Source organism: Salipaludibacillus daqingensis, assembly GCF_029891575.1.
Classification (GTDB): domain Bacteria; phylum Bacillota; class Bacilli; order Bacillales; family Salisediminibacteriaceae; genus Salipaludibacillus; species Salipaludibacillus daqingensis.
In genome coordinates this window covers 206,647-232,978 of record NZ_JARZHF010000001.1, presented here as the reverse complement: position 1 = coordinate 232,978, position 26,332 = coordinate 206,647, and the positions used below count along the sequence as shown (strand labels likewise).

Genomic DNA, 26,332 nt, shown 5'->3' with positions numbered 1-26,332 from the left:
GAACAGCTTCCTGCTCGGGTCTGTATGATAGAATTTATTGTTGAAAAATATGTTGCAAGTCGACTAACTCTGTTGTTTTTTCTAATGCAACCATTAACTTTATTCGTGCCTTTTGTCCACTTAAGCCGTTTGTAAAAATAACGCCAATATCTTTTAGTTGTTTCCCTCCACCATCATATCCATAAATGTCTTGCACAATGCCATTGAAACATCTTGAGACTAGGACGACTGGAATCCCCTTATTTACAAGGTTTTGGATTGGTTGAACGGTTTCAGGTGGCATATTCCCTTGACCAAGTGCTTCAATAACGATTCCGTCAATTTTCATATCACAAAACGCTTCAAGGATTTCACTCTCCATCCCAGCAACAGCTTTAATTAAAACGACCTTTTTTGACAGAGATTTTATATCAAATCTTTCATTAAATGTTGGGGTATGATGAAAATGAACACGTCTTTTCGTTACAATTCCGATTGGACCATATTGTGGACTCTGAAACGTAGCGATATTACTAGTGTGTGTCTTCGTTGCATTTTTTGCCGTATGAATTTCATCATTTAAAACGACTAGAACACCCTTACCAGAAGCTTCATCACTCATCGCAGTCCTGATAGATGAAAGTAAATTATGAGGACCATCAGAACCAAGTTCATTGCTAGACCGCATGGCTCCCGTAAGTACAACAGGACAATTGTTTGTCAAAATTAAATCTAATAAGTAAGCTGTTTCTTCTAATGTGTCGGTTCCGTGTGTAATCACAACACCATCAAATGATTCAGTTGAAATTAGATAATCAATTCGTTTGGCTAATGAAACCATAAAGTCCATTGTCATATGTGGCGAGGGAATGTTAAGAAAATCTTCAATTGAAAAATCGACATCTTCTAAGCTAGTTAATGATGCGTGAAGAGGATTCAGTTGATTAGGCTTCACCTCACCCGTTTCCTTGTCTTCACTCATAGCAATTGTCCCACCAGTATGCATGATTAATATTTTCTTCATCTTAAACCTCCTGAAATTCTTCTGTTTAATTGCAATTTATTCGTCAATTTCTTACTATGAACATAGCGCCATACTAACTGTCAGTGATCTGGTTATATAATAATAAGATTTGAAAGGAAAATTGCCTATGCTTTCTATTATAACAGTGGCGTTAACCCCGGCTATAGCACTTTTATTATTTTTTTATTTAAAAGATGAATTTGAACAAGAGCCAATCACGATGGTATTTCGTTGTTTTGTTTTTGGTGCACTTCTAGTTTTTCCTGTAATGTTCGTACAATTTGCCATTCAAGAGGAAGCTGGGTTCCTTTCTCCTTACGCGATTTCATTCATACAAATTGGTTTTATAGAAGAATTCATGAAATGGTTTATTGTTTTAGTTGCCGTATTTTATCATGTTCATTTTAACCAAAGATATGATGGGATAGTTTATGCTACCGCAATTGCGTTAGGATTTGCCTCTGTGGAAAATATGTTATACATTATTGCGAATGGAGTGGATACAGCCTTTTTAAGGGCAGTTTTCCCAGTGTCAAGCCATGCTTTGTTTGGTGTTGTCATGGGGTACTATTTTGGTAAAGCGAAGTTTGACGATAGCCACCGCTATAGATATTTATTTTTGGCACTTTTTTTTCCATACGTGCTACATAGTTTATACCATTTCATTCTATTAACATTAAACCAATGGGTATATGTATTAACGCCTTTTATGGTATTCTTATGGGTTTTTGCTTTAACAAAAGTGAAGAAAGCAAATAGGCAAGAGGCAATCAATCAATTTAGTCAAAGAGCAGGATAGAATACCCAATTGTTGAATCTTACCCGTGATTCGTTGTATAGTGGATGGCAACGACACTTATTAGTTAGGCTTCGTTTTCTATAAAAGTAGAAATGTGCCCATGAAAAAGGAGTGATCTTTTTGCCTGAAACAAAAGAACAAAGGTACAAAGTGACGATTCGTTGTCAAAGTTGTGGAGAAAAATATATTCTTCGCGGACGTCCTAATGAAGAGGGTGGTTTCGATACAGGTTTTAAACGATGTGTTTGCGGTAACGAAACTAACTTCCATTTAGACGTGTCACCAGAATAAAGATCAAAAAGAATGTGAGGGTGCGGAGTGTAATAACACTTCCGCACCCTTTTTTATAGTACGAGATAGTCATAAAATTTCTGATTAGTAGCCTTCTTTGTTTATTATCAGTTTTGTATTAATTGCTAATAGCAATGATTACTCTTTACTAAGAAAATATCTTATCAGAGAATCCTTTAGATGGAATAAATTTATTAGTTTCGATAAAAACTACACTTATTCCATCGTTCTTAAGATATAGCATGAATAGAGGAGGATTTCCATGATGATGAAACGTAAGAGCTATAGGCGTCTTTGGACCGTAGTGATTTTACTTTGCTTTATAAGCGCTATGAATCCAACGAGCGTTGGCGCATTTTCAGATCAGATTATCCAAAAAGGAGCGACAGGAGATGATGTCGTTGAACTTCAAGCAAGATTACAGTACAACGGGTTTTATGATGGAACAATCGATGGTGTATTCGGTTGGCAAACCTACTGGTCTGTAAAAGAATTTCAAGAAGAATTCGGACTTGAAGTGGATGGATTTGTCGGAACTGATATGAAAACAATGCTTGAAAAAGCAACTGAGTATGACAAAGAATTTGTTCACCGTATGCTGAATGAGGGACGGAAATTTACTTATTATGGTGGGGTAGACAAAAATATTCAAAAAGGACCTGTTGGTAGCAAAGAAAAACCGATTCCACCAGCAGAAAAACCATCGCCAGAAGCAAGAAAGGAGGCACCAGCACCAAAACAACCTCAGCCTGAAGCACCTCCTGAAGATCCAGCAGCTGAAGAAACACCAGCAGAAAAACCACCAGAAACACCGGATGAGGCACCTGCACCTGAAGAGCCATCCCCTTCTCCTGAGGTAGATGTCCCAGCACCTGCAGAAGAGGAACCAGTTCCGCAAGATGATGATATCAATATTGAAAAAGCAATAAATGTACCTGAAGGATATTCAGATAACGATATCCGTATTATGGCACAAGCTGTTTATGGTGAAGCAAGAGGAGAACCTTACGTCGGACAAGTTGCTGTTGCAGCAGTTATCTTAAATCGAGTAGAAAGCTCCACGTTTCCTAATACCGCATCAGACGTTATTTTTGAACCGAGAGCTTTCACAGCTGTAGCAGATGGACAAATTTGGATGGACCCAGACGAAACATCCAGAAAAGCAGTGATCGATGCTATTAATGGGCAAGATCCAACAGGGCATGCGCTGTATTATTTCAATCCAGTAACAGCTACATCAGATTGGATTTGGTCTAGACCACAAATAAAACAAATCGGAAAGCATATTTTCTGTAAATAACTGAATGGAGGTGACTTAATTGATAAGGAATATAATGATCGGGTTATTAGTAGCTGGAGTAATTGGAACAGCATTTTGGGGCTTTAATGAGAATCAGGAAAAGAATGCCGTGATGATGCAATCGGAGAACAATTATCAACGTGCGTTTCATGATTTAAGTTTTCAAATTGATTTATTACATGATGAGATTGGATCGACGTTAGCAATGAACTCAAAGGATAGACTCTCTCCTTCCTTAGCAGAAGTTTGGAGAATAACGTCAGAAGCACAAAACGATCTGGGACAGCTTCCATTAGTGTTGATGCCTTTTAGTAAGACGGAAGATTTTTTGCAGAAGATCGGGGATTTCTCATATGAACATGCAATAAAAGATTTAGATCAAGAACCATTAACAGATGAAAATTATGAAGATCTCGAAATGCTATATGGGCAAGCAGAAGAAATACAACGGGAACTTAGGCAAGTTCAATCACATGTCTTAAACGATCAATTGCGTTGGTTAGATGTTGATAAGGAATTGCAAGCACAAGAGGAGCCAATGGACAGTCCTATTATTAACGGCTTTAAAAACATGGATGAGAAAGTAGAAGGTTTCAAAGAAGTTCATTTTGGGGCAGATTCTAGTGGCGTTTCAGCAAACGATGAAGAGATTAATGAAAATCTTAACGGGGATGAAGTTGATGAAGACAAAGCAATGAAAATTGCAGAAGACTTCTTAGATCTTGATTCATTAGAAGGGATTGAAATGACAGAAACGGGTGAGGGTCTCGCATACGAAGCATATAGTTTAATGATCCCTGATATTGAACACGGTACAACTATTACGATGGATATTACAAAAAAAGGTGGTCATCCAGTTTGGATGCTAAATGAACGAGACGTAGAGGAAGAATCCTTAAGTTTAAATGCAGCCTCTGAAAAGGCGAAACAATTTCTCAAAAAAAATGATTATACCAATATGCAACTTGTAGAAAGTAAACAATATGATAATGTCGGTGTGTTTCAGTTTGTTGAAATGGAAGACGATGTTCGTATTTACTCTGACGAAATCGTATTAGAGGTTGCTTTAGATGAAGGAGATATTATCGGATTTGAAGGTTTTGCTCATCTTGCTCATCCAGAGGGTGATCGCGACACAGAACTTACAATGTCAAGGGAAGAAGCGGAAGAAGAGTTGAATCCAAATCTCCAAATACGAGAACACCATGTTGCGATAATTGAAAACCAACAAGGGGAAGAAGTTCTCTGTCATGAGTTTTACGGGACAAAAGGGAATGACACATTTAGAGTATTTATAAATGCAGAAAATGGTCGGGAAGAGATAGTCGAAAAGCTAGCTAACCCAGAGCCTGTTTATCAATAAAAGTAAAAAGACATATTATATTAGCTGGTAAATAATAGAGGAGCTAATTAATCTCAAATGGAACGAAGAGTCTTGACGAGGCTCTTCGTTCTTTTCATAATAGAATTTGTATTAAAAAGAGGATTTTTTCAATCTTTTATCGAACCATACATACACACAACCAACATCTACCGGCAGGGGGGGAATTCTTTGATTAAAATTGGAAATATAATACATTTGGAATTGAACAATCCAGATGAAGAAAAAAAAAGATTTAAAAGTAAAATATTAGATCACGACAATGGACAAGTTTTCATTGATTATCCTGTTGATCAAAAAACAAAAAAACCTAGCTTTTTTCTTGAAGGCACGGAAGTTCGGGTTTGGTTTATGGGAAAGGATCAAGCGATTTACTTGTTTCAAACAGAAGTTGTTGGAAAATACGAGAAGAAATTTCCGATGCTCGTTTTGAAAGACCCTGGAAAAGAAGAATATATAAGAATTCAACGTCGTCAATATGTTAGAGTAGACACCAATATTGATGTGGCGGTATATTCATCTATAAATAAATTTACTCCATTTACTACCGTAACTGCTGATGTTAGTGGAGGTGGAATGGCTTTGGTATTACCAGAAGATCATTCCATTAGTTCAGAAGATATAATCACAACATGGCTAGCATTACCTTATCAATCAGGAGAAATGAATTATTTAGAAGTTCGTGCTAGGGCAATAAGAATTTTCAAGGAAAGAGGTAGGATAAAAGGTTCGTTCGAATTTGTTGACACAGGTGAATTAGACCGGCAAAAAATTGTTCGCTATTGTTTCGAGAGACAACTAGCTTTGAAGAAAAAGGAAAAAGTATAACGATATTTTCATTAGAATGAAGACAAATGATTCTGAAAAAATAGACCACTCATGTGTAATTGTGATAATATATGGTGTATATTCACAATTGAGAAATGACGTATGATAGAAAGGGTTAAGAATGAAGACACAGATGAATGTTGCAATAGATGGGCCTGCTGGAGCAGGGAAAAGTACAGTAGCAAAATTACTAGCAGATAAATTGAAATTTATATATATAGATACAGGAGCAATGTACCGGGCATTAACTTGGAAAGCCGTTAAAGAAGACATGGATGTTAACAATCAACAAGACTTAAATGCATTACTTGATAAAACGGACATCCAGTTAATCAATCGATCAGGAAACCTTCGTATTATCTTAGATGAAGAAGATGTTACAGAAAAAATTCGTGGATCTGATGTGACGAACAATGTATCTTATGTGGCAAAACATTCTCTAATAAGACAAAAAATGGTTTTAAAACAACAGAAGTTAGCCGAGCAAGGTGGAACAGTCATGGATGGAAGAGATATTGGTACAGCCGTTTTACCTTATGCTGAATTAAAAGTATTTCTTACCGCAACAGTGGATGAAAGAGCCAAACGGCGACATGAAGAACAATTAGAAAAAGGTCTTCCATCTAATTTTAATCAATTACGAGATGAAATAGCGAAAAGAGACAAATTAGATTCTGAGAGAGATATCGCCCCTCTAAAAAAAGCGGAGGATGCGTTAGAAATAGATTCTACTTCTATGTCAATCCAAGAGGTTGTTGATCATATTTATGAGCTAGTTGTTGAAAGGGATGGGTCAGTTGAGTAAGGTATATTCGATTGGACAATTCATTTGTCGAACTTATTTTCGACTTTTTTACCGAGTAACGCTGGTAGGAAGAGATAATATTCCAGCTGATGGAGGGGTACTCCTTTGTAGTAATCACATACATAACTTAGATCCCCCGCTAGTTGGAGCATTTTTGAAACGTCAAACAAAATTCATGGCAAAAGCCGAGTTATTTAACGCACCCATTTTAAAAAGTATCCTCCCAAGAGTTGGTGCATTTCCTATTCGGAGAGGCATGAGTGATCGTCAAGCATTGAGATCTGGGTTGAAGTTGTTGAAACAATCAGAAATTGTGGGAGTTTTCCCAGAAGGAACGAGAAGTAAAACAGGAGAACTAGGTGAGGGATTAGCAGGTGTAGGGTTTTTTGCTCTTAGATCTGAAGCTAATGTCGTGCCATGTGCTGTTATCGGAAGTTATAAGTTGTTTTCACCATTAAAAGTTGTATACGGGCCACCTGTTAATATGAATTCGATTCGAGAGAATAAAGGATCTCCTGAAGAAGCAACTGAGGAAATTATGCGTGGGATCCAAAAGTTACTTGATGAACATCGCAAATAAATGTAAATCTTTGAGGAAAACTCTTTCACATTTGTGAAAGGTGATCATAAATAATTAGCATTTATGTCCCCGGGAGTGGTATCCGGGATAGGGAGGTTTTTGACAATGGTAGAAGAAATGAATAACGAGATGGCCGAATTTAATTCTTTGTCTGTAGGTGATTTGACAAAGGGCACAATCTCAAAAGTTGAAGAAAAACAAGCATTTGTTAATGTAGGCTATAAAATGGATGGTGTTTTGCCGATCAGTGAGTTATCTAGCCTTCATGTGGAAAAAGTGGAAGATGTTCTAAAAGAAGGAGAAGAACATGAGTTCAAAGTTATTAAACTATCCGAAGAAGAGTTAGTATTATCAAAGCGTGCCGTTGTAGCCGAAAAAGCCTGGGCCATTATGGCGGAAAGATTAGAGGCAAAAGAAACATTTGAAGCTGAAGTAGCAGATGTTGTCAAGGGTGGCTTAGTTGTTGATGTAGGTGTAAGAGGTTTTATTCCAGCATCGCTTGTAGAAAGACATTATGTAGAAGATTTCTCTGACTATCGTGGCAAAACTGTCCGTTTAAAAGTCATTGAAATGGATCGTGAACGAAATAAATTAATTTTATCACAGCGAGCAGTTTTAGATGATGAAGTTACGGAGAAAAAGAAACAAACGTTGTCTAGTGTTTCAGAAGGGCAAGTAATTGAAGGAACAGTACAACGGTTGACAGATTTTGGAGCATTTGTTGATATTGGTGGCGTAGACGGACTTGTCCATATTTCTCAAATGGCACACCACCATGTGGAAACTCCATCTGAAATTGTTAATGAAGGTGATAAAGTTCAGGTGAAAGTTCTTGGGGTAGACCCTGATAATGAAAGGATTTCTCTTTCCATTAAAGATACGTTGCCTGGCCCTTGGGAATTGATTGAAGGTAAGGTGAAGCAAGGAGAAATCATTGAAGGTACGGTTAAAAGGCTCGTTTCATTCGGTGCTTTTATTGAAGTTGCACCAGGAGTGGAAGGTCTCGTTCATATTTCACAAATTGCCAATCGACATATTGGAACCCCGGGAGAAGTTTTGAAAGAAGGAGAAACTGTCAGCGCGAAGGTTCTCGACGTAAATATTTCTGAAAAGAGAATTTCCCTCAGTATTCGCGCATTGGAAGAAGAGAAACAGGAAAAAGAAGACAATGAAGCAAAAAAAGAATACCAAAGAGAAGATGATCATGCAGGCTTTTCTCTAGGAGATGTCATTGGAGATCAATTAAAAAAATACAAAAACTAACCTGATGAATATACAGTTCGAGAGATTGAAGGTGAAAAATTGAGTCGTTCAAAAAGAAAGCTAGATCACATTCAATATGCATTAAAAACAGGGCAGTCACGATCATCGGGTTTAGATGACCTTCAATTTGTTCACCAAAGCTTTCCTAACACGAACGTTCAAGATATTTCATTGAAGTCAAAAATCGGCGAACTTCAAATTAGTTCGCCGATTTTTATCAATGCTATGACCGGAGGCGGAGGAAAAGCGACTGAAGGAATAAACCGTCAGTTAGCTCAAATAGCCAATATTTTTCATATACCTATGGCGGTAGGATCACAAATGAGTGCCATTAAAGACAAAAAAGAACAACAATCTTATAAAGTTGTTAGACAATATCACCCAAGAGGATTAATTTTTGCGAACGTCGGCAGTGAAGCGACGCCAGAACAAGCTCGTTTTTCCGTAGATTTGTTAGAAGCGAACGCATTACAAATTCATATGAATGTCATTCAAGAGCTTGTGATGCCAGAAGGGGATAGAGAGTTTACAGGAGCACTAAAAAGAATTGAAAGAATTGTAAGTGCGGTAAGTGTTCCAGTTATTGTAAAAGAAGTTGGGTTTGGAATTAGCCGTGAATCGGTAAGACAACTCCAACAAATTGGCGTTAATTTTGTAGATGTTGGAGGATTTGGTGGTACCAATTTCTCTTTGATCGAAAATGAGAGACGCGAACGACAGATGGCGTTTTTTGATAATTGGGGTATTCCTACTGCTGCTTCCATTGCAGAAGCGAGGTCTGTATCTGATAAGTTGTGTGTGTTAGCAACCGGTGGTATTCAAAATGCTTATGACATAGCGAAAGCGATTGCTTTAGGAGCAGATGCTGCTGGAATGGCAGGGCAAATATTGAAGTGGGTGCAAGAAGATGGTGTAGAAATAACGATTCAACATATAGATGATATGCTTATGGATCTTAAAATGATTATGACTGCTCTTGGAACAACAAATGTCAAATCCTTAAAACAAGCACCGTTGATAATCAAGGGTGAAACAAGAGAGTGGTTACAAGAACGAAATATTGATACATCATCTTATGCAAATAGAATGAGATAACTTGTTTGAGCAGTATATTGAACGAATGATTTAAAAATTCTACAACGATCATTTTGTTAAAGGCTTCGTTTATATAGACGGAGCCTTTTTTGATGTTTTTATTAATAATCAACTAAATGATAAAACTATAAAAACTTACTTTAGAATGTCAATGTTTTTTAGAAATGTATGAAGGGTCTTCCTTTCGGTGAAACTTCATTTAAAAGCAGAAAGGAATATCTATATGGATGGTATATTATTTTATTGGTTAACTTGGATGATGATTATTGTTCTTATGTTCTTCTTTGAACCTTCAAAAGTAAAAATGACTTTATTATCATTTTCTCTAACCTCAATTATCCTTTCATCATGGAGCGTAACATTCGCGTATATAGACTGGAATTTAGCGTTAGTACCTTGTTTAATTTTTTGTATAATTATTATGATGAAATTGGAAAAAAATCAATTATTCTTAGGCTTTTTTATTAGTTTTTTTATTGCAAATTGGATTTGGATGATTCATCGTGTCATATATTTGGAGCCAGTATGGCTTCTTATGTCCCCTTTGTGGATGATTGTGATTGTTGTTCTTCCTATGTTATTTATTAGTCTTCGAAATGTGTATACTCGAATGTATTCTTTGCTATTGGGAACTTTCCAAGGAATAGTTCTTACGAGTTTAATGATGACTGTTGAATTAGGGACGGCCTACACATTTCACAAGGTAGATAGCATGCTATTACTAGACATTGTTTCCTTGTCACTATTTGTTATTGCTTCTTGGTCAGTATTAGAAAAAGTTAAAGTGAAGATAACAGAAAATATCATCTTAAATAACCAATATATATCTAGAAAAAAGACAAAAATAAATGTATAGTCATTTTTCTCTTTTTATCGTAAAGTTCGAGTGATTTGTTAGAATCTGATAATAACTCGACTAGAAGAGCAATGTTGTATGTATGTAAAATAGTTAAATAATTTTAATAGAAATAACCACGTTTTTAAATCAGTTATGGGAGAAGAAGAAACAATCTGCTATAATGAACAAGTTATGAACCTTCATAAGCCATCGTTATACGAATACAGGTTTCATTCCTGTCTACTTCCACGTATAATGTAGGAAGTATGGAGTTACAAATGAAAGCGAGGAAATTATTTTGCCAAAACCAGTACTAGCCATTGTTGGTCGTCCGAATGTAGGGAAATCAACAATTTTTAATCGAATAGTAGGAGAAAGAATTGCGATTGTAGAAGATAAACCTGGAGTGACAAGAGATCGAATTTACAGTTCAGGTGAGTGGTTGCAACATGAATTTTTTGTTATTGATACAGGTGGAATTGAAATTAGTGAAGAGCCCCTATTTGAACAAGTTCGTTTGCAGGCTGAAATAGCGATTGAGGAAGCAGATGTTATTTGTTTTGTCGTAAATGGTAGAGAAGGTTTAACAGCATCAGACGAAGAAGTAGCACAAATTCTTCTTCGGTCAAAAAAACCAGTTGTTGTTGCTGTTAATAAAATGGACGATCCATCTTTGCATGAAAAGCTTTATGAATTTTATAGTTTAGGTATAGGGGAAGTATATCCAATCTCAGGTTCTCACGGATTAGGTCTAGGGGATTTATTGGATCATGCTGCAGCGAGTTTCCCGAAAGATGAAGGAGACGGGTATGATGATGATACGATCCGCATGAGTCTTATTGGTCGCCCAAATGTAGGGAAATCATCCCTTGTGAATGCGATTCTAGGTGAAGAGCGCGTTATCGTCAGTAATATCCCTGGGACAACGAGAGATGCAATTGATACGCCGTTTACAAAGGATAATCAAGAGTATGTTGTCATCGATACGGCAGGGATGAGAAAACGAGGGAAAGTGTATGAGTCCACAGAAAAATATAGCGTATTAAGAGCTCTAAAAGCGATTGAACGCTCCAACGTTGTTCTTGTTGTCATTGATGCAGAGGAAGGTATTATTGAACAAGATAAAAAAATAGCCGGATATGCTCATGAAGCTGGTAGGGCGATTTTGATTGTCGTTAACAAATGGGACGCTGTAGAGAAAGATGAGAGGACAATGAAAACATTTGAACAAAAAATCCGTGATGAATTTTTATTCATGGACTATGCACCAATTGTATTCTTATCTGCTAAAACAAAAAAGCGGTTGCAGCATTTATTACCAGCAGTTAACACAGTGAGTGAATCTCATACTCTTCGTGTGCAAACCCATGTCTTGAATGATGTGATTGTCGATGCAGTAACGATGAATCCAACCCCTACCGATCACGGTGGACGAAGACTAAGGATTAACTATTCAACTCAAGTATCCGTTGCTCCGCCAACGTTTATCATTTTTGTTAACGACCCAGAATTGCTTCACTTTTCTTATAAAAGATATTTAGAAAATAAAATTAGGGAAGCATTCAATTTTGTGGGAACACCAATTCATATTATCGCACGTAAAAAAAGTAATTAAGTAGAAAAAGTGTAGGGGGGGAATCTTATGACGTCTGCCATTGCGATTATTTTATCCTACCTTATCGGTGCTATTAGTTTTAGCTATGTGATTGGGAAGAAGTTTAAACAATTGGATATAAGAGATCACGGCAGTGGAAATGCTGGTGCAACCAATACCTTAAGAGTGATGGGGTTAGCGCCAGCTATTGCAGTGTTATTATTAGATTGTGCAAAGGGTATTGTTGCAGTTTGGATTGGTTTTTGGTTATCTGGTGGTGATCCTATGATTGCTGCTGCTAGTGGTTTTGCATCAATTATCGGTCATAATTGGCCGATTTATTATGGATTTAGAGGCGGAAAAGGAGTAGCGACTACGATTGGTGTATTAGCTGCTCTCGTATTTTTTCCAGCTTTGATTGCTGGTGTTATTGCTATTTTATCTATTGTAATTACTCGATTTGTATCATTAGGCTCACTTCTTTTCATGTTAGGAACAACGATTATTGCGGCATTATCATTTGATTATTTTGATTATCCATTTTATTTCGTTTATTTTCTAGTAGGTATTACTGGACTCTCTTTTTGGAGACATCGGTCAAATATTGAGAGGTTATTAAAAGGTGAAGAAAGTAAGCTAGGTCAAAAAGCATCAGTGAAACAATAGGAGGCATAATGATGGCGAAAATTGCAGTATTAGGTTCTGGAAGTTGGGGTACCGCTTTATCGCTTGTTTTAGCGGATAATGGACACGACGTTCAATTGTGGGGAAGATCTGCTGAACAGGTAGAGAGTATTAATCGTAATAATCGGAATATACGCTATTTACCAGATGTTACATTACCTGATAATATTCATGCATATACAAATATAGGTGACGCACTTCATCAAGTTGATGTAGTCCTTGTTGTCGTTCCTACAAAAGCAATGAGAGAAGTATTGTCAGAGGCTAAGGAGCACATTACTGGTCCTTTATTGTTCGTTCATGCTAGTAAAGGAATTGAACCAGAAACACATTTACGAATTTCAGAGATTATTGAAGAAGAAATTCCTGAAGAAAAAAGGCGTTCTGTCGTGGCTCTTTCTGGTCCGTCTCATGCGGAAGAAGTATCTAGGCGTCAGCCTACAACCGTAACTAGTTCTTCTATGGTTATAGAAAGTGCGGAAGAAGTTCAAGACCTATTTATGAATCAACACTTCCGTGTATACACGAATCCAGATCTTATCGGTGTTGAAATTGGTGGAGCGTTGAAAAACATTATCGCAATTGGTGCAGGGATGACTAATGGGTTAGGTTTTGGCGATAATGCGAAAGCTGCGTTGATGACGAGAGGATTAGCTGAGATTGCTCGTTTAGGTATGAAATTAGGTGCAAACCCTCTTACATTCGCTGGTTTGACTGGTCTCGGAGATTTGATTGTCACATGCACGAGTGTACATAGTAGAAATTGGCGGGCTGGCAACATGCTTGGCAAAGGAAAATCAGTTGAAGAAGTTCAACAAGAAATGGGAATGGTTGTTGAAGGAATTCGAACTGCGAAAGCAGCTTATCAATTAATTGAGAAAACAAACATTGAAATGCCGATTACAGAAGAATTATACCAAGTTCTTTTTCATGATAAATCTCCTAAAGAGGCTGTTTCTGAATTAATGGGACGAGTAAAAAAACACGAAGTGGAAGATTTAAAGTTTGGTGACAGTGATCCACTTAACCAATTTGAACCTTAAATGAAGAACTAGTCACACGAATACCTCTATGATGCATACGATATAAAACATCAATGTATGAGGAGGAATGAAGTGTGAACGAAAATAAAAACCCATTTTATGATCAAATTGAGAAAAAAACGAATGTAAAACAAGAAGATTTATTAGAACTGGCTCAATCGCTTAATCAAACAGATTTAAAAAATGAACAAAATGTTCGAAAACTAATTCATCAAGTTGCAAAAATGGCTAATAAACCTGTATCAAAAGAAAAAGAAGATCAATTGGTAAAAGCGATTACGTCAAATCAAGTTCCGATGGATTTTGGTACACTTGCGAAAATGTTTCAAAAATAATGCAAGAATTAGACGTTCGTAGTGATCAAATTATTCAATGTTGTCATATATATAGTAAAGACAAGAGCATGGCTGTCATCAAGTTATTTTAGGCATTATTTAGTCGTTAAAGCTGAAGAAAGGGCCCCTTTTCTTCAGCTTTTTTGTGCTTTAAGAACTCAAAATGTCAAGCAAAGGCAGTGCATCTCTTTTCATTAGCAATAACCTCGTCTGGAGCTCCTAACGAAGAATACATATCTAGGAATACATATTATTTATTAGGAAAATTAATATGTATTGTAGCGGTCTTCTTTTTATGCATCCTGCCATTGCCTATGCTATAATAATCCAGGATAAATCTATTTCTAAGGTATCAACACTATAAAGCATGCAGCAATTTTAAGGAGGTAGGGGGATAATAATGTTTGAAGATCCACTATTAAAAATGTGGGTGTCTTTTATTGGAATGGGCTTAATGTTCTTTTCTGTCATTTTAACCATTTTTACAAAAGAAAAACTTACAGGTATTTTAAGATATATATTACTGACGATCTGTTTTTTAGTCATCATGATATCGGGATTGATTATGGTTCTAGTTGTCTTTACGGGGCCAGTTCCAGAATAAATAGGTTTAAGATAAAGTAGAGGTGAGGATATATTATGACTTATTTCCGTCTAGGCTTTCTGGTAGTCGTTATCACACTTTTAACTGGATGTTTGTATCCAGACGAAGAAAGAAGACAAAATCAGGCACCTTATGAAGATCAGTTACAGTCGGTACAGGCTGCTGTTGTGCAATATCAAGAAAATACAGGGGTTTTACCAATAAAGACTAGAGATGCAGACACACCGATATTCCGTAAATATCCGATCAATTTTTCTCAACTAATTCCGGCTTATCTTCAACAGCCACCAGGTAATTCATTTGAAAGTGGAGGACAGTACCAATATGTTTTGGTCACTCCTGAAGATACACCGGAAGTGAAATTAATAGATCTAAATACTGTTAGGATTATTCAAGATCTTGAGAGAAAGATATTTCAATATCGGAGTCAGAACGATTATGCGCCAATTAAAGAAGTGGTAGGAAGTGAACTGTTAAAATTAGATTTTGATGCATTAGGCTATGATGAAGAGCCACTAGTGGATAGTCCGTTTCATCCCAATCATAAATTGCCCCTTTTGTTTCAAACAGATGGAAGTATCGTTATTGATTATTCGTTAGATATACAACATTATGCAGAGGAATATGAATGGGACAATGAGCAAGAGAAAGAAGATCTCCTCTGGTTATTGGTGGAAGAGAGTCCGTTTGTTCCTGTTTATTCGATTCCTCAAACAATAGAAAATGGAGAAGTAATATTCATGAATGAATAGTGCAAAAACCATCAACTCTGCGAAGAGGTGATGGTTTTTTTATTGTTTAGGAAACAATAGATTTTTGAGTTGTGGATAAGTTTTGGTAATGATGATCGTAGGAGGAGGTGTGCCAAACTTTTCAGCAGCTACCCGCCGCGTATTCGGAAAGTAAAGGAAGCGTATAGTGCCCGAAACGAGAGAGCGTCGGTGAAGAAAGGAAGTAAGCGAGATAGATAGTGCCTTCCAGTTGCCTAACATACAATGAGGGACTCTCTTTTATGAATTGATGGATTTTCCTCGTTGGCATTCAAAACATAAATGATTGGGAATCTGTCTCTCCTATCAACCGAAGGAACCTTCCCCTTGGTCACCCTTTGTTGAGCTTCCTAATAATGGGTGTTTGGTGGCCTGATTTTTTATTTGGTATTTTAAGTAGACGATGATAAACCTTTATGAGTAATTAGTTCATTCATTAATTTTAAACGGTGTGAGGAAAATTTACTTAAAGAAAGCCATTGCATTACCTTGCAGGCCTAATACCAAATAAAAAATGTAGATGGAATAATTATGATCTATTTCATTTAAAAGTACAGATTTTCTGTTCTAATGGTAAATCTACTGAATATGTATCCAAGTAGACGAAATTGATGTTAAGAAAACTCTGAACATCCTTGTCATAAATAGTGGACAACATCATAGAGTAATAGAGACAAAGACTTGAATTCAATCATGCCCGCATGAATGAGTTTACTTAGAAACTGAGCAGGAGGCGATTTTGTGGAAAAAGTAGATATCTTCAAAGATATTGCAGAGCGAACGGGTGGTGACATTTATCTCGGTGTTGTAGGCTCAGTCAGAACAGGGAAATCAACATTTATAAAAAAGTTTATGGAATTAGTTGTGATTCCGAATATTGAAACTGAGCAAGATCGAGCTAGGGCACAAGATGAACTTCCTCAAAGTGCAGCAGGAAGACAAATCATGACAACAGAACCGAAATTTGTGCCAAATCAAGCGGTTTCTATTCATGTTGATGAAGGATTAGACGTTAATGTTCGTGTCGTTGATTGTGTTGGTTACGCTGTACCAGGCGCAACTGGTTATGAAGATGAACACGGTCCAAGAATGATTCACACACCTTGGTATGAAGATGCAATTCCTTTCCAAGAAGCAGCAGAAATAGGAACGCGTAAAGTCATTCAAGAGCATTCAACGCTTGGGGTAGCAGTCACGACAGATGGATCTATCGGTGAAATTCCTCGGAGAGATTATTTAGAGTCTGAGGAGAGGGTTATTGAAGAATTAAAAGAAGTAGGAAAGCCATTTATAGTCGTTGTCAATTCCGTACACCCTACTCACCCTGAAACGGAAAGTCTTAGAGAAAATTTAGAAGCAAAGCATGATGTGCCTGTATTAGCGATGAACATTGAAGGAATGACAGAACAAGATATTCACACGGTCATGAGAGAAGTATTATTTGAATTTCCAGTTCATGAAGTGAATGTAAATTTGCCAAGTTGGGTTATGGTTTTAAAAGAAGAACATTGGTTAAGAGCGAATTATGAACATGCGGTGAGAGAAACAGTTAAAGATATTAAGCGTTTGAGAGATGTAGACAGAATGGTTGGACATTTCACGGAATATGAATTTATCGATCATGCGTCCCTTGCTGGGATAGAGATGGGTCAAGGAGTAGCTGAAGTAGATTTAAAAGCTCCTGAAGACCTGTATGATCAAATTCTAATGGAAGTGGTAGGTGTAGAGATAAGAGGGAAAGACCATCTTCTAGAGCTTATGCAGGACCTAGCATACGCCAAGTCAGAATATGATCAAGTCTCAGAAGCGCTAAAAATGGTTAAGCAGACGGGTTATGGCATAGCTGCTCCAACTATTACTGATATGAGCTTAGATGAGCCAGAAATCATTCGTCAAGGATCGCGATTTGGTGTTCGGTTAAAAGCTGTTGCCCCATCCATTCATATGATCAAAGTCGATGTGGAATCAGAATTTGCACCGATTATTGGAACGGAAAAACAAAGTGAAGAACTAGTTCGTTATTTAATGCAAGATTTTGAAGAAAATCCATTGTCGATTTGGAACTCTGATATTTTTGGACGATCATTAAACTCTATTGTTCGAGAAGGAATATCAGCTAAGTTGTCACTTATGCCAGAAAATGCGCGATACAAACTAAAAGAAACACTTGAGAGAATCATTAACGAAGGTTCAGGTGGTTTAATAGCGATAATTCTATAGCTCTCCATTCGGAGGGCTTTTTATTTTGGCTTTTTATTTTTTCTTCGTTATAAATAAAAAATGTTGACCATTGTTCCCTAAAACAATAAAATATATAAAGAAAATGAAAGAAAATAGCTTAGGCAAGGTGTTTGGGGGAGCATACAATTTATCCTAATATATGTAAAAAATGTATGTTATCTTACCATGTAAAGGAAAAAAGGCATAAAAAATCCAACAAATATGCAAAAAATGTTGAATTATTAAGCTTTTTGGTTTAACATAAGCCTTGTTATCCCTTGAATTGAGGGGAACAAGTATAAAAAGCTTATGATTGTGAAAGAACAGTAATAACACAGTATAAGTAAAGGAGGAGGTGAATGGTATGAACAAGACAGAACTTATCAATGCAGTTGCTGAAAAATCCGAACTTTCTAAGAAGGATGCAACGAGTGCTGTTGATGCAGTTTTTGATGTCATCACTGGTTCACTTCAAAATAGTGAAAAAGTCCAATTAATTGGCTTTGGTAACTTTGAAGTACGTGAGCGTGCGGCTCGTAAAGGTCGTAACCCACAAACAGGTGAAGAAATCGAAATTCCAGCAAGCAATGTGCCAGCTTTCAAACCTGGTAAAGCCCTTAAAGACGCAGTTAAGTAATTACATATAGGGCTATATGTTGAAATAAGGCGTCCCATAAGCTAAGCTTTTGGGACGCCTTTTCTAATGCAATTTTATATTTTAATATAAAAGTACCCATTTCTTGTTATTTTGAAATTGCATGTGCTAAAATTTTAAAGACAATAGTTCAAATAGTACAAGAAATGGAGGTAATAAATCATGAACCAAGTAGACCATGAAAAAATACAACAAGCAGTAACGATGATTCTTGAAGCAATAGGGGAAGACCCAAACCGAGAAGGTCTTTTAGATACACCTAGCAGAGTGGCACGAATGTATGAAGAAGTTTTTCAAGGGTTAAAACAAGACCCTAAAGAACACTTTAAAACAGTTTTCGGAGAAGATCACGAAGAGTTGGTTTTAGTGAAGGACATTCCTTTTTACTCCATGTGTGAACATCATTTGGTGCCGTTTTTTGGAAAAGCGCATATTGGTTACCTACCTAGTGGGGGGAAAGTGACAGGGTTAAGTAAATTAGCGAGAGCTGTTGAAGCTGTTACTAGGAGACCTCAGTTACAAGAAAGAATTACATCGACTATTGCTGATTCTATGGTAGAAACATTAAACCCTAGAGGAGTGATTGTTGTAGTAGAAGCGGAACATATGTGTATGACGATGAGAGGGGTTCGCAAACCAGGCTCTAAAACAATCACGTCAGCAGTCAGAGGTGCGTTTGAACGTAATGATGCTGCCAGAGCAGAAGTGTTAGCATTTATTAAAGAATAGCAGGTTCCTATCTTTTCGGTTGGTCATCTTTAAAGTAAAAGAAGAGAATAAATATCAATTTTTGGCACACGATAAACAGCAAGAGGTGTGGTGAATTAGATTACTACACAATGAGAAAAACAACGTTTATCGTGGCTAATACCGATTGGAATAGTTCTTCTAACAGTTTAAATTGCCTAATTATCATATAGAGTATTTGGGAGGGAGAAGATCTAATTGGCTGAAACGAATGACTATATTGTTATTAAAGCGGATGAAGACGGTGTAAATGTTATCGGTTTAACACGGGGAACTGATACAAGATTTCATCATTCGGAAAAACTAGATAAAAACGAAATGATGATTGCTCAGTTTACTGAACATACATCTGCGATTAAAATTAGAGGAAAAGCAACACTCCAAACAGCTCATGGCGAAATGAGTAACAATCAGTAAAGCAGGAAATTCTTGCTTTACTTTTTTTTTAGGATATATGTAATATTTAAAAGGAAAGAATGAGTTAAACATCTATTATAATAAATGAAAAATCTGAAAAATGGTAACGTTTTTAAATGGAAGAGTGAAATGTCATTAATAAAATAAGAAGACTTAAAAAATGACGATTATTTTGTGGATTGCTTATCGGTCTGAAGCAATTGTGATATACTAGACATGTGTGAAGTGGAACAAAACTTTGCAATATGACTTTGAGAATTTTCACTGCTGGGGGACTTTTGAATGACAACATTTTATGAAGACAACCGAGAACTGAGCGAGGTGTTTGAAAGCTTCTATCGAAGTGTGAAACATCCTTATTTAAATAAGTTTTTAGAAGATCCAGTAATTGATAAAGACCAAGCGACCGTTCTTTTTTTCATGTTGAAGGAAAAGGAATTCTCGAAGGACTATACTCATGATTGTATTTTAACTGCTTTATTAGTACAAGCAGCTCTAGATACACATGAAAGAGTAAATACACATGAGATAGGCTCAGATAATTCAAAAATCAAGCGCCAGCTGACCGTTTTAGCAGGAGATTATTATAGTAGTCTTTATTATTATGTATTATCAAAACTGGAGGACGTTTCGCTCATAAGAGTTATGGCTAGGTCTATTCAAGAAATTAATGAATCCAAAATGAATATTTACAAGCAACAAAGAAAAAGGATTCAACCGACGCTTACAGACTTGAAAACGATCCATGCTTCTTTACTCCGTAACATCTCTCACAAAGTAGGTTTATCCGAATGGTCAGAAGTGATGGAGGAATTCTTTTTACTTAAATCACTTTTGAAAGAGCGATTAGAATTTCTTGAATACGGTTACGAAGGAAAAATTTTGAGTTATTTTAACCGGAGAAACAACGGTAAATCTAATAAATTAACTGACCATGAACACTTAGATGTATTTAATCAATATATAGAAGAGTCATATATGAATTTACAACAGCTTACACTTGATACATTAAGCGTATCAGAATTCATAAAAGTAAGAGTAAAAAAACTAATGTTAGAATATCACCACAAAGAACAATGTGTTGTAGAGGAAGGATAAAACATGGCTCGCTCAAAAGAAGAACGCGTACACGATGTATTTCAATCAATTTCAGGACAATATGACAAAATGAATGCAATTATTAGTTTTCAAAGGCATTTGTCTTGGAGAAAAGATACAATGAAAAAAATGGCAGTACCTAAAGGTGCATCTGCTTTAGATGTTTGTTGCGGTACAGCTGATTGGACGATTCATTTAGGAGAGGCCGTTGGAAAAGATGGCGATGTAATCGGACTTGATTTTAGTGAAAATATGCTTTCCGTTGGTCATGAAAAAATCAAAGAAAAACAACTTTCTCAGGTGGATCTAATTCATGGTAATGCGATGGAGTTGCCTTTCGACGATAACCAATTTGATTACGTGACGATCGGTTTTGGATTAAGAAATGTACCTGATTATTTACAAGTTTTAAAAGAAATGAGAAGGGTCGTCAAACCTGATGGAATGGTAGTCTGTTTAGAAACATCTCAGCCTACGATGATTGGTTTTAAACAAGTTTATTGGCTCTATTTTAAACATATTATGCCTCTTTTCGGAAGATTTTTTGCAAAAAGTTATGACGAATATTCTTGGCTACAAGAATCTAGTCAATCTTTTCCTGGAAAAAAGGAACTGAAAAATTTATTTTTAGAAGCTGGATTTCAACAAGTGGATGTTAAATCTTATTCTGGTGGTGTAGCTGCGTCCCATTTTGCAACAAAATAAATAAAATAATTTAATAGGTAAGTAAAATACAAAGGTCCACTTGTAAGTTATAGATCACTAGAGTTTCATATGTGCTATTGAGTAATATTCACTGTCATTTCAAGTGAATTTATGTTCGCTAAGAAACTGATAATTGAATGAAATTATAAATTATATAGAAAACGAAGGTCGTTTTAAAGTGGGGATTTAGGATGAAAAAATTAAGAATTATATTAGAGATGATAAAATTTGAGCATACTGTATTTGCTCTACCATTTGCGTTTTTAGGAGCAGTTCTGGGGAGTCTGTTGATTCACGACGTTTGGCCAACATTATCTCAATGGATATGGATTACATTAGCTATGGTTGGTGCAAGAAGTGCAGCAATGTCCCTAAATCGGTTAATCGATGCAAAAATCGATGCAGCTAACCCTAGAACGGAAGAACGAGCTATTCCAGCTGGACTGTTATCGAAAGTAGAAACAGTAGCATTCATTATAGGATCATTTACGGTGTTAATCTTTTCAGCATATCAGTTAAATATGCTTGCCGTATATTTATTACCTATCGCTGTTTTTTTCTTAGTGTTTTATTCCTATACAAAGAGATTTACATGGTTATGTCATGTCTTTCTCGGTATGACAATAGGGATAGCACCTCTTGGGGGATGGGTTGGTGCAACAGGAACATTAACTTGGGAAGCTTTTGTTTTATTTGTTGCGGTTGCTCTTTGGACGGCAGGATTTGATGTTATTTATGCCACCCAGGATGCAGATTATGATAAAGACGTGAAATTGTATTCAATCCCAAGTTATTTCGGAATAGTTAAAGCGTTGCGTTTTGCAAAAGTATTTCATATTATTAGTTTCACAGCTATGATTTTATTATTTTTTATTACACCTTTAGGATGGATATTCTTGTTTGGTATCATGATCGTAGGGGCAATTATGGTTTATGAGCATTCACTTGTCTCTCCAAATGATTTATCAAAAGTAAATGTAGCTTTTTTTACGATGAATGGAATTATTAGTATGGTCATGCTTGCTTTTACGATTGGAGATTTACTTCTATGAAAAATGAGGCTGAAAAAAAAGTTGTCACAGTTGCGATTACTGGAGCCAGCGGAGCGATATATGGGGTTCGTTTTGTACAGGCGCTATTAAGGGGGGGGCATACGGTACATTTTCTACTTACAGGTGCTGCTTGGCAAGTTCTCTTCTACGAACTTCAGATGGATACGTCAGATAAAGAAAAGTGTTTAGAAGATTTATTTGGTGGATACGACAATTTTCATTACCATTCCCAGCAAGACTTTTCTGCGCCAATTGCTAGTGGATCTGCTCAAAGTGATGGAATGATTATTATCCCATGTTCTATGGGGACGTTAGCAAAGATTTCACACGGTATTTCTAGTAACTTATTAGAGAGAGCGGCGGACGTCGTTTTAAAAGAACGAAGAAAACTTGTGATTGTCCCCCGAGAAACTCCTTTAAGTTCCATTCATTTAGAAAATATGAAAAGGGTAAGTGATCTTGGCGGAATAATTGTTCCAGCAATGCCAGGTTTCTATCATAATCCTGAATCAATGGATGACCTTATAAACTTTGTAGTTGGTAAGGTTCTGGATCAAGTTGGTGTAAACCATGACTTGTTTACCCGCTGGGGAGGAAGCTAATCATGACACTCGTTATTGGGGAAATTTCTTATACGAATATTTTACCAATGTTTTATTATATTGACCGAAACAAATTAAAAGAGTACGGATGTGAATTTGTTCCAGCTATCCCGGCAAAACTTAATGAAGATATGGCTAATGGACTTGTTGATGTTGGAGGTATCTCTTCATTTTCCTATGGTGAACACAGTAATGAATATCGAATATTCCCTGACTTGTCTGTATCATCAACAGGAAAAGTGGGCTCGATCTTTTTATTTTCTAAACGTCCAATTGAAAAGTTAGAAGGCTCAAATATTGGCTTAACTTCTAGTTCCGCAACTTCGGTGAATTTATTGAAGATTATTTTACATCGATTTTATGAATTAAATGTGTCTTTTGAAACAACTTATCCAAATTATGATAACATGATGAAACAATATGATGCTTGTTTACTTATTGGTGATGATGCAATCATGGCTAGTTTATCGAAAGATGCCTCTGTTTATATATATGACTTAGGGGAAGTTTGGGAGAAATTCACCGACCTTCCAATGACGTATGCTGTGTTTGCTACGCGAAAAGAAACGTTTAAAAAACAAGCCTCACTGTTAACTGAGGTGCACCATCAGTTTTTAAAAAGTAAAGCTCGTTGTATTGATAACAACTTCTTTGAAATGATTAAATCTATACAATATCAATTGGGAGGAACGACTAGTTTTTGGAATGGATATTTTTCAGGTTTAAATTATGAACTTTCAGATCGACATTTAGATGGGTTATACCATTATTTTGATTTGGCTCACGACTTGAAACTATTGGAGAAACCAGTGAAGGAAATATCTATTTGGAAACCATCCAGTCACGTTCACTCTGTTTAACAAGGTGGAGTAGTATGAAATTAACTGATATTTACTGGCATTTACGATCAGATATACTAAAAATAGAAAAAGAAATTGAAAATAATATCGATGCAAATCACCCGATTTTACAAGAAGCTTCCTCACACTTATTAAAGGCGGGCGGAAAGCGAATTCGCCCTGTCTTTGTGTTGTTATCTGCTCAGTTTGGTGAGTACGATTTCAAAAAAATAAAACATGTGGCTGTTCCTTTGGAATTAATACATATGGGGTCTCTTGTGCATGATGATGTAATTGATGATGCAGAACTTCGACGTGGTAAAAAGACGATTAAATCTAAATGGGACAACCGGGTGGCGATGTATACCGGGGATTATATTTTCGCAAAAGCAGTAGAGCTAGCTACATATAGTGAAGAACGAGAACTACATCGAGTTCTATCGGATGCAATGGTTGAGATGTGCATTGGGGAAGTAGAACAAATTCGAGATCAGTACAATTGGTATCAAAATTTAAGGATCTATCTAAGAAGAATTAAACGAAAAACAGCCTTGTTAATCGCGGTAAGTTGTCAACTTGGCGCATTAGTATCAGGAGCATCACTAAAAGAACAAAAGCAATTAGAGCGATATGGATACTATGTTGGGATGGCTTTTCAAATAACGGATGATATATTGGATTTCGTAGGAACAGAAAAAGAGTTAGGTAAACCTGCCGGTAGCGACCTGGCTCAAGGAAATGTCACATTACCTGTACTCTATGCGATGAGCAAAAATCCAACATTGAAACAAACGATTATTACCTACTTAGAAAACGGAAATACTAATCAGTTAGACATGTCGGAAATTATCACACAAATAAAAAATACAGGAGCGATTGATTATTCCAAAGAAATCGCTGATCGATATTTGAAAAAAGCGCTGTTAGCTCTTGAGCCGTTGCCAGATATTCAGCCTAAGAAAGCATTGATTCAGATTGCAGATTATATTGGGGAACGAAGGTTTTAATACGAACGAACAACGCCCTCGCTTTTATGAAGCAAGGGCTAATTATAACTACAACCGCAATAAAACCATTGATATGATTTATCAGAAAAACCATGATGAATCCAAAAAATATGGTAGGTTTGTTAAATGTTATAAAATTTGCTATAATCAAACAGGTTTGTTATTCATCTAAATAGTTGGGGGTATGGAACATGGAGAGAACATTTTTAATGGTAAAACCAGACGGAGTTCAACGTAATTTAATTGGGGAAGTTATTTCACGCTTTGAAATGAAAGGGTTTACATTAACGGGAGCGAAGGTTATGCAAATAACAAAAGATTTGGCTGAAACACATTACGGTGAACATAAAGAACGTCCATTTTTCGGAGATTTAGTAAATTTCATCACTTCAGGCCCAGTCTTTGCAATGGTTTGGGAAGGTGAAGGAGTGATTGACGAGTCTAGAAAAATGGTTGGCAAAACTAATCCTCAAGAAGCAGACCCAGGTACGATCCGCGGAGATTTTGGAGTGCGGGTATCTATGAATATCATTCATGGCTCTGATTCTGTTGAAAGCTCTAAAAGAGAAATCGGATTATTTTTTGATGAAGACGAGTTAGTTTCCTATGAGAAAACAAACTCTAAATGGATTTAATCTAGAAGAAAGATATTTTTAAGTCGTGTCTTCACTAAATGAAATCATTGAATTTTATGCTAAAAGCTACCGGATAACCGGTAGCTTTTTTTATACTTTAAGAAAGTTTAACTCCGTAAATAATTGTTCTTTTAGCAAGCGATCATAAAGATCGGAACAAACAAAATGTAAGAAAATTCTAGTCGAGTGAACAAAAGTATGATAATAATATAGTTAGACAGAATTACCTGCGTGGGAGATGAGAAATTTTGACGATGGATGATTATCAACAATTTATTAATCAAATAAAAGGAAAAACCGGAATTGACCTTTCTTTATATAAAGAAGCTCAAATGAAGCGGCGGCTGACTTCTTTAAGAGAAAAAAGAGGTTTTACAACTTTTAGTGGATATTACAATGTTTTATCAAAAGATCAACAACTTTTTGAAGAGTTTTTACAAAGAATGACAATTAATGTATCAGAGTTTTTTCGAAATCCTCAAAGGTGGGATGTGCTAGAATACAAAATACTTCCGAGGTTATTGAAGAAGCAAACGAAAATCAAGACATGGAGTGCTGCTTGTTCAACCGGAGAAGAACCTTATTCGTTGATGATGCTCCTACTAAAATATTTGAGATCGACTCAAATTGATTTATTAGCAACTGATTTAGATCAGTCGATTATTGATCGAGCCAAAAAAGGGTTTTATCCAGAGCGATCATTGAAAGAAGTTAATCAATCGATGCTAAATAATTATTTTATCAATGAGCAAGTTGGTTACCGTGTGAAAGATGAATTAAAGAAAATGATTACATTTAAACGGCATAATTTATTAGCTGAAAGATTTGAAGGTGGATATGATTTAATCGTGTGTCGTAACGTGATGATTTATTTTACAGAAGAAGCGAAAAGTGAGTTATATGAGAAGTTTAGCCATGCATTAAAACCCGGTGGCGTTTTATTCGTAGGAAGCACGGAGCAAATATTTAATCCTCATAAATACGGATTAGAAACAGAAGATACTTTTTTTTATAGAAAAATATAATTTATCAAACGTGAATGGTCGAATTGTTGACTGTTCACGTTTTTATTTATATTGATAAAGGATCGTTGAGCATTGGATGCAGGTCAGGTGTTTTCATTATCAGAAATATCAGTGTAT

At 36.2% G+C, this 26,332-nt stretch carries 29 protein-coding genes; 28 read left to right on the top strand and 1 reads right to left on the bottom strand.

The window, feature by feature from the left end:
- Positions 1-34 precede the first annotated feature (34 nt).
- On the bottom strand, positions 35-1,003 hold the full coding sequence (locus QDN89_RS01185) for an asparaginase (protein ID WP_280768253.1): 969 nt from the start codon (positions 1,001-1,003) through the stop codon (positions 35-37).
- A 127-nt stretch (positions 1,004-1,130) separates the two neighbouring features.
- Here QDN89_RS01185 and prsW point away from each other — a divergent pair, with 127 nt between their 5' ends.
- From prsW to QDN89_RS01045, 28 genes are all read left to right on the top strand, one after another.
- Complete coding sequence (prsW, locus tag QDN89_RS01180; protein WP_280768252.1) at positions 1,131-1,802, top strand: glutamic-type intramembrane protease PrsW; 672 nt, start codon at positions 1,131-1,133, stop codon at positions 1,800-1,802.
- A 120-nt stretch (positions 1,803-1,922) separates the two neighbouring features.
- Positions 1,923-2,093 (top strand): hypothetical protein, encoded by a 171-nt coding sequence (locus QDN89_RS01175; RefSeq protein WP_280768251.1) that lies wholly within the window; start codon positions 1,923-1,925, stop codon positions 2,091-2,093.
- A 265-nt stretch (positions 2,094-2,358) separates the two neighbouring features.
- Positions 2,359-3,393, top strand: a complete 1,035-nt coding sequence (locus tag QDN89_RS01170; RefSeq protein WP_425335358.1) for a cell wall hydrolase — start codon at positions 2,359-2,361, stop codon at positions 3,391-3,393.
- A gap of 19 nt (positions 3,394-3,412) precedes the next feature.
- Positions 3,413-4,756 carry a germination protein YpeB gene (ypeB, locus tag QDN89_RS01165; RefSeq protein ID WP_280768249.1) on the top strand — a complete coding sequence of 448 codons (1,344 nt, stop codon included), beginning with the start codon at positions 3,413-3,415 and terminating at the stop codon, positions 4,754-4,756.
- A gap of 189 nt (positions 4,757-4,945) precedes the next feature.
- Complete coding sequence (locus tag QDN89_RS01160; RefSeq protein WP_280768248.1) at positions 4,946-5,602, top strand: flagellar brake protein; 657 nt, start codon at positions 4,946-4,948, stop codon at positions 5,600-5,602.
- A 121-nt stretch (positions 5,603-5,723) separates the two neighbouring features.
- Positions 5,724-6,407: a (d)CMP kinase gene (gene cmk, locus QDN89_RS01155; RefSeq protein WP_280768246.1), complete on the top strand. Its 684-nt coding sequence runs from the start codon at positions 5,724-5,726 to the stop codon at positions 6,405-6,407.
- Complete coding sequence (locus QDN89_RS01150; protein ID WP_280768245.1) at positions 6,400-6,987, top strand: lysophospholipid acyltransferase family protein; 588 nt, start codon at positions 6,400-6,402, stop codon at positions 6,985-6,987. Before cmk ends, QDN89_RS01150 begins: the two co-directional genes overlap by 8 nt.
- A gap of 105 nt (positions 6,988-7,092) precedes the next feature.
- Positions 7,093-8,250 carry a 30S ribosomal protein S1 gene (gene rpsA / locus QDN89_RS01145; RefSeq protein ID WP_280768244.1) on the top strand — a complete coding sequence of 386 codons (1,158 nt, stop codon included), beginning with the start codon at positions 7,093-7,095 and terminating at the stop codon, positions 8,248-8,250.
- A 39-nt stretch (positions 8,251-8,289) separates the two neighbouring features.
- Complete coding sequence (gene fni / locus QDN89_RS01140; protein ID WP_280768243.1) at positions 8,290-9,345, top strand: type 2 isopentenyl-diphosphate Delta-isomerase; 1,056 nt, start codon at positions 8,290-8,292, stop codon at positions 9,343-9,345.
- A gap of 223 nt (positions 9,346-9,568) precedes the next feature.
- A complete protein-coding gene (locus tag QDN89_RS01135; RefSeq protein ID WP_280768242.1) occupies positions 9,569-10,201 on the top strand; it encodes a YphA family membrane protein in 633 nt (210 codons plus the stop codon).
- 280 nt (positions 10,202-10,481) lie between these two features.
- Positions 10,482-11,798 (top strand): ribosome biogenesis GTPase Der, encoded by a 1,317-nt coding sequence (der, locus tag QDN89_RS01130; RefSeq protein ID WP_280768241.1) that lies wholly within the window; start codon positions 10,482-10,484, stop codon positions 11,796-11,798.
- A gap of 27 nt (positions 11,799-11,825) precedes the next feature.
- Complete coding sequence (gene plsY / locus QDN89_RS01125) at positions 11,826-12,443, top strand: glycerol-3-phosphate 1-O-acyltransferase PlsY (RefSeq protein ID WP_280768240.1); 618 nt, start codon at positions 11,826-11,828, stop codon at positions 12,441-12,443.
- Positions 12,444-12,454: 11 nt separating this feature from the next.
- Entirely contained in the window at positions 12,455-13,504 is a 1,050-nt protein-coding gene (locus QDN89_RS01120; RefSeq protein ID WP_280768239.1) for an NAD(P)H-dependent glycerol-3-phosphate dehydrogenase, read from the top strand.
- Positions 13,505-13,578: 74 nt separating this feature from the next.
- Positions 13,579-13,839 carry a stage VI sporulation protein F gene (locus QDN89_RS01115; protein WP_280768238.1) on the top strand — a complete coding sequence of 87 codons (261 nt, stop codon included), beginning with the start codon at positions 13,579-13,581 and terminating at the stop codon, positions 13,837-13,839.
- Positions 13,840-14,239: 400 nt separating this feature from the next.
- Positions 14,240-14,443, top strand: a complete 204-nt coding sequence (locus tag QDN89_RS01110; RefSeq protein ID WP_280768237.1) for a DUF2768 domain-containing protein — start codon at positions 14,240-14,242, stop codon at positions 14,441-14,443.
- A gap of 35 nt (positions 14,444-14,478) precedes the next feature.
- Complete coding sequence (locus QDN89_RS01105; protein WP_280768236.1) at positions 14,479-15,195, top strand: hypothetical protein; 717 nt, start codon at positions 14,479-14,481, stop codon at positions 15,193-15,195.
- A 759-nt stretch (positions 15,196-15,954) separates the two neighbouring features.
- A complete protein-coding gene (gene spoIVA, locus QDN89_RS01100; protein ID WP_280768235.1) occupies positions 15,955-17,433 on the top strand; it encodes a stage IV sporulation protein A in 1,479 nt (492 codons plus the stop codon).
- 364 nt (positions 17,434-17,797) lie between these two features.
- Entirely contained in the window at positions 17,798-18,070 is a 273-nt protein-coding gene (locus tag QDN89_RS01095) for an HU family DNA-binding protein (RefSeq protein ID WP_280768234.1), read from the top strand.
- Between the two features lie 180 nt (positions 18,071-18,250).
- Positions 18,251-18,817, top strand: coding sequence for a GTP cyclohydrolase I FolE (gene folE / locus QDN89_RS01090; RefSeq protein WP_280768233.1), 567 nt, complete (start codon positions 18,251-18,253; stop codon positions 18,815-18,817).
- A 216-nt stretch (positions 18,818-19,033) separates the two neighbouring features.
- Entirely contained in the window at positions 19,034-19,252 is a 219-nt protein-coding gene (gene mtrB, locus QDN89_RS01085) for a trp RNA-binding attenuation protein MtrB (RefSeq protein ID WP_280768232.1), read from the top strand.
- A gap of 282 nt (positions 19,253-19,534) precedes the next feature.
- Positions 19,535-20,350 (top strand): heptaprenyl diphosphate synthase component 1, encoded by an 816-nt coding sequence (locus QDN89_RS01080; RefSeq protein ID WP_280768231.1) that lies wholly within the window; start codon positions 19,535-19,537, stop codon positions 20,348-20,350.
- A 3-nt stretch (positions 20,351-20,353) separates the two neighbouring features.
- Positions 20,354-21,055 (top strand): demethylmenaquinone methyltransferase, encoded by a 702-nt coding sequence (locus tag QDN89_RS01075; RefSeq protein ID WP_280768230.1) that lies wholly within the window; start codon positions 20,354-20,356, stop codon positions 21,053-21,055.
- A 191-nt stretch (positions 21,056-21,246) separates the two neighbouring features.
- Positions 21,247-22,107: a UbiA-like polyprenyltransferase gene (locus QDN89_RS01070; protein ID WP_280768229.1), complete on the top strand. Its 861-nt coding sequence runs from the start codon at positions 21,247-21,249 to the stop codon at positions 22,105-22,107.
- Positions 22,104-22,709 carry a UbiX family flavin prenyltransferase gene (locus QDN89_RS01065; protein ID WP_280768228.1) on the top strand — a complete coding sequence of 202 codons (606 nt, stop codon included), beginning with the start codon at positions 22,104-22,106 and terminating at the stop codon, positions 22,707-22,709. The genes QDN89_RS01070 and QDN89_RS01065 overlap by 4 nt, the downstream gene beginning before the upstream one ends.
- Positions 22,710-22,711: 2 nt before the next feature.
- Positions 22,712-23,569, top strand: a complete 858-nt coding sequence (locus QDN89_RS01060; protein WP_280768227.1) for a menaquinone biosynthesis protein — start codon at positions 22,712-22,714, stop codon at positions 23,567-23,569.
- Positions 23,570-23,583: 14 nt separating this feature from the next.
- On the top strand, positions 23,584-24,555 hold the full coding sequence (gene hepT, locus QDN89_RS01055; protein WP_280768226.1) for a heptaprenyl diphosphate synthase component II: 972 nt from the start codon (positions 23,584-23,586) through the stop codon (positions 24,553-24,555).
- Between the two features lie 191 nt (positions 24,556-24,746).
- A complete protein-coding gene (gene ndk, locus QDN89_RS01050) occupies positions 24,747-25,190 on the top strand; it encodes a nucleoside-diphosphate kinase (RefSeq protein ID WP_280768225.1) in 444 nt (147 codons plus the stop codon).
- 254 nt (positions 25,191-25,444) lie between these two features.
- Positions 25,445-26,215: a CheR family methyltransferase gene (locus QDN89_RS01045; RefSeq protein WP_280768796.1), complete on the top strand. Its 771-nt coding sequence runs from the start codon at positions 25,445-25,447 to the stop codon at positions 26,213-26,215.
- The last annotated feature ends 117 nt before the right edge of the window (positions 26,216-26,332 follow it).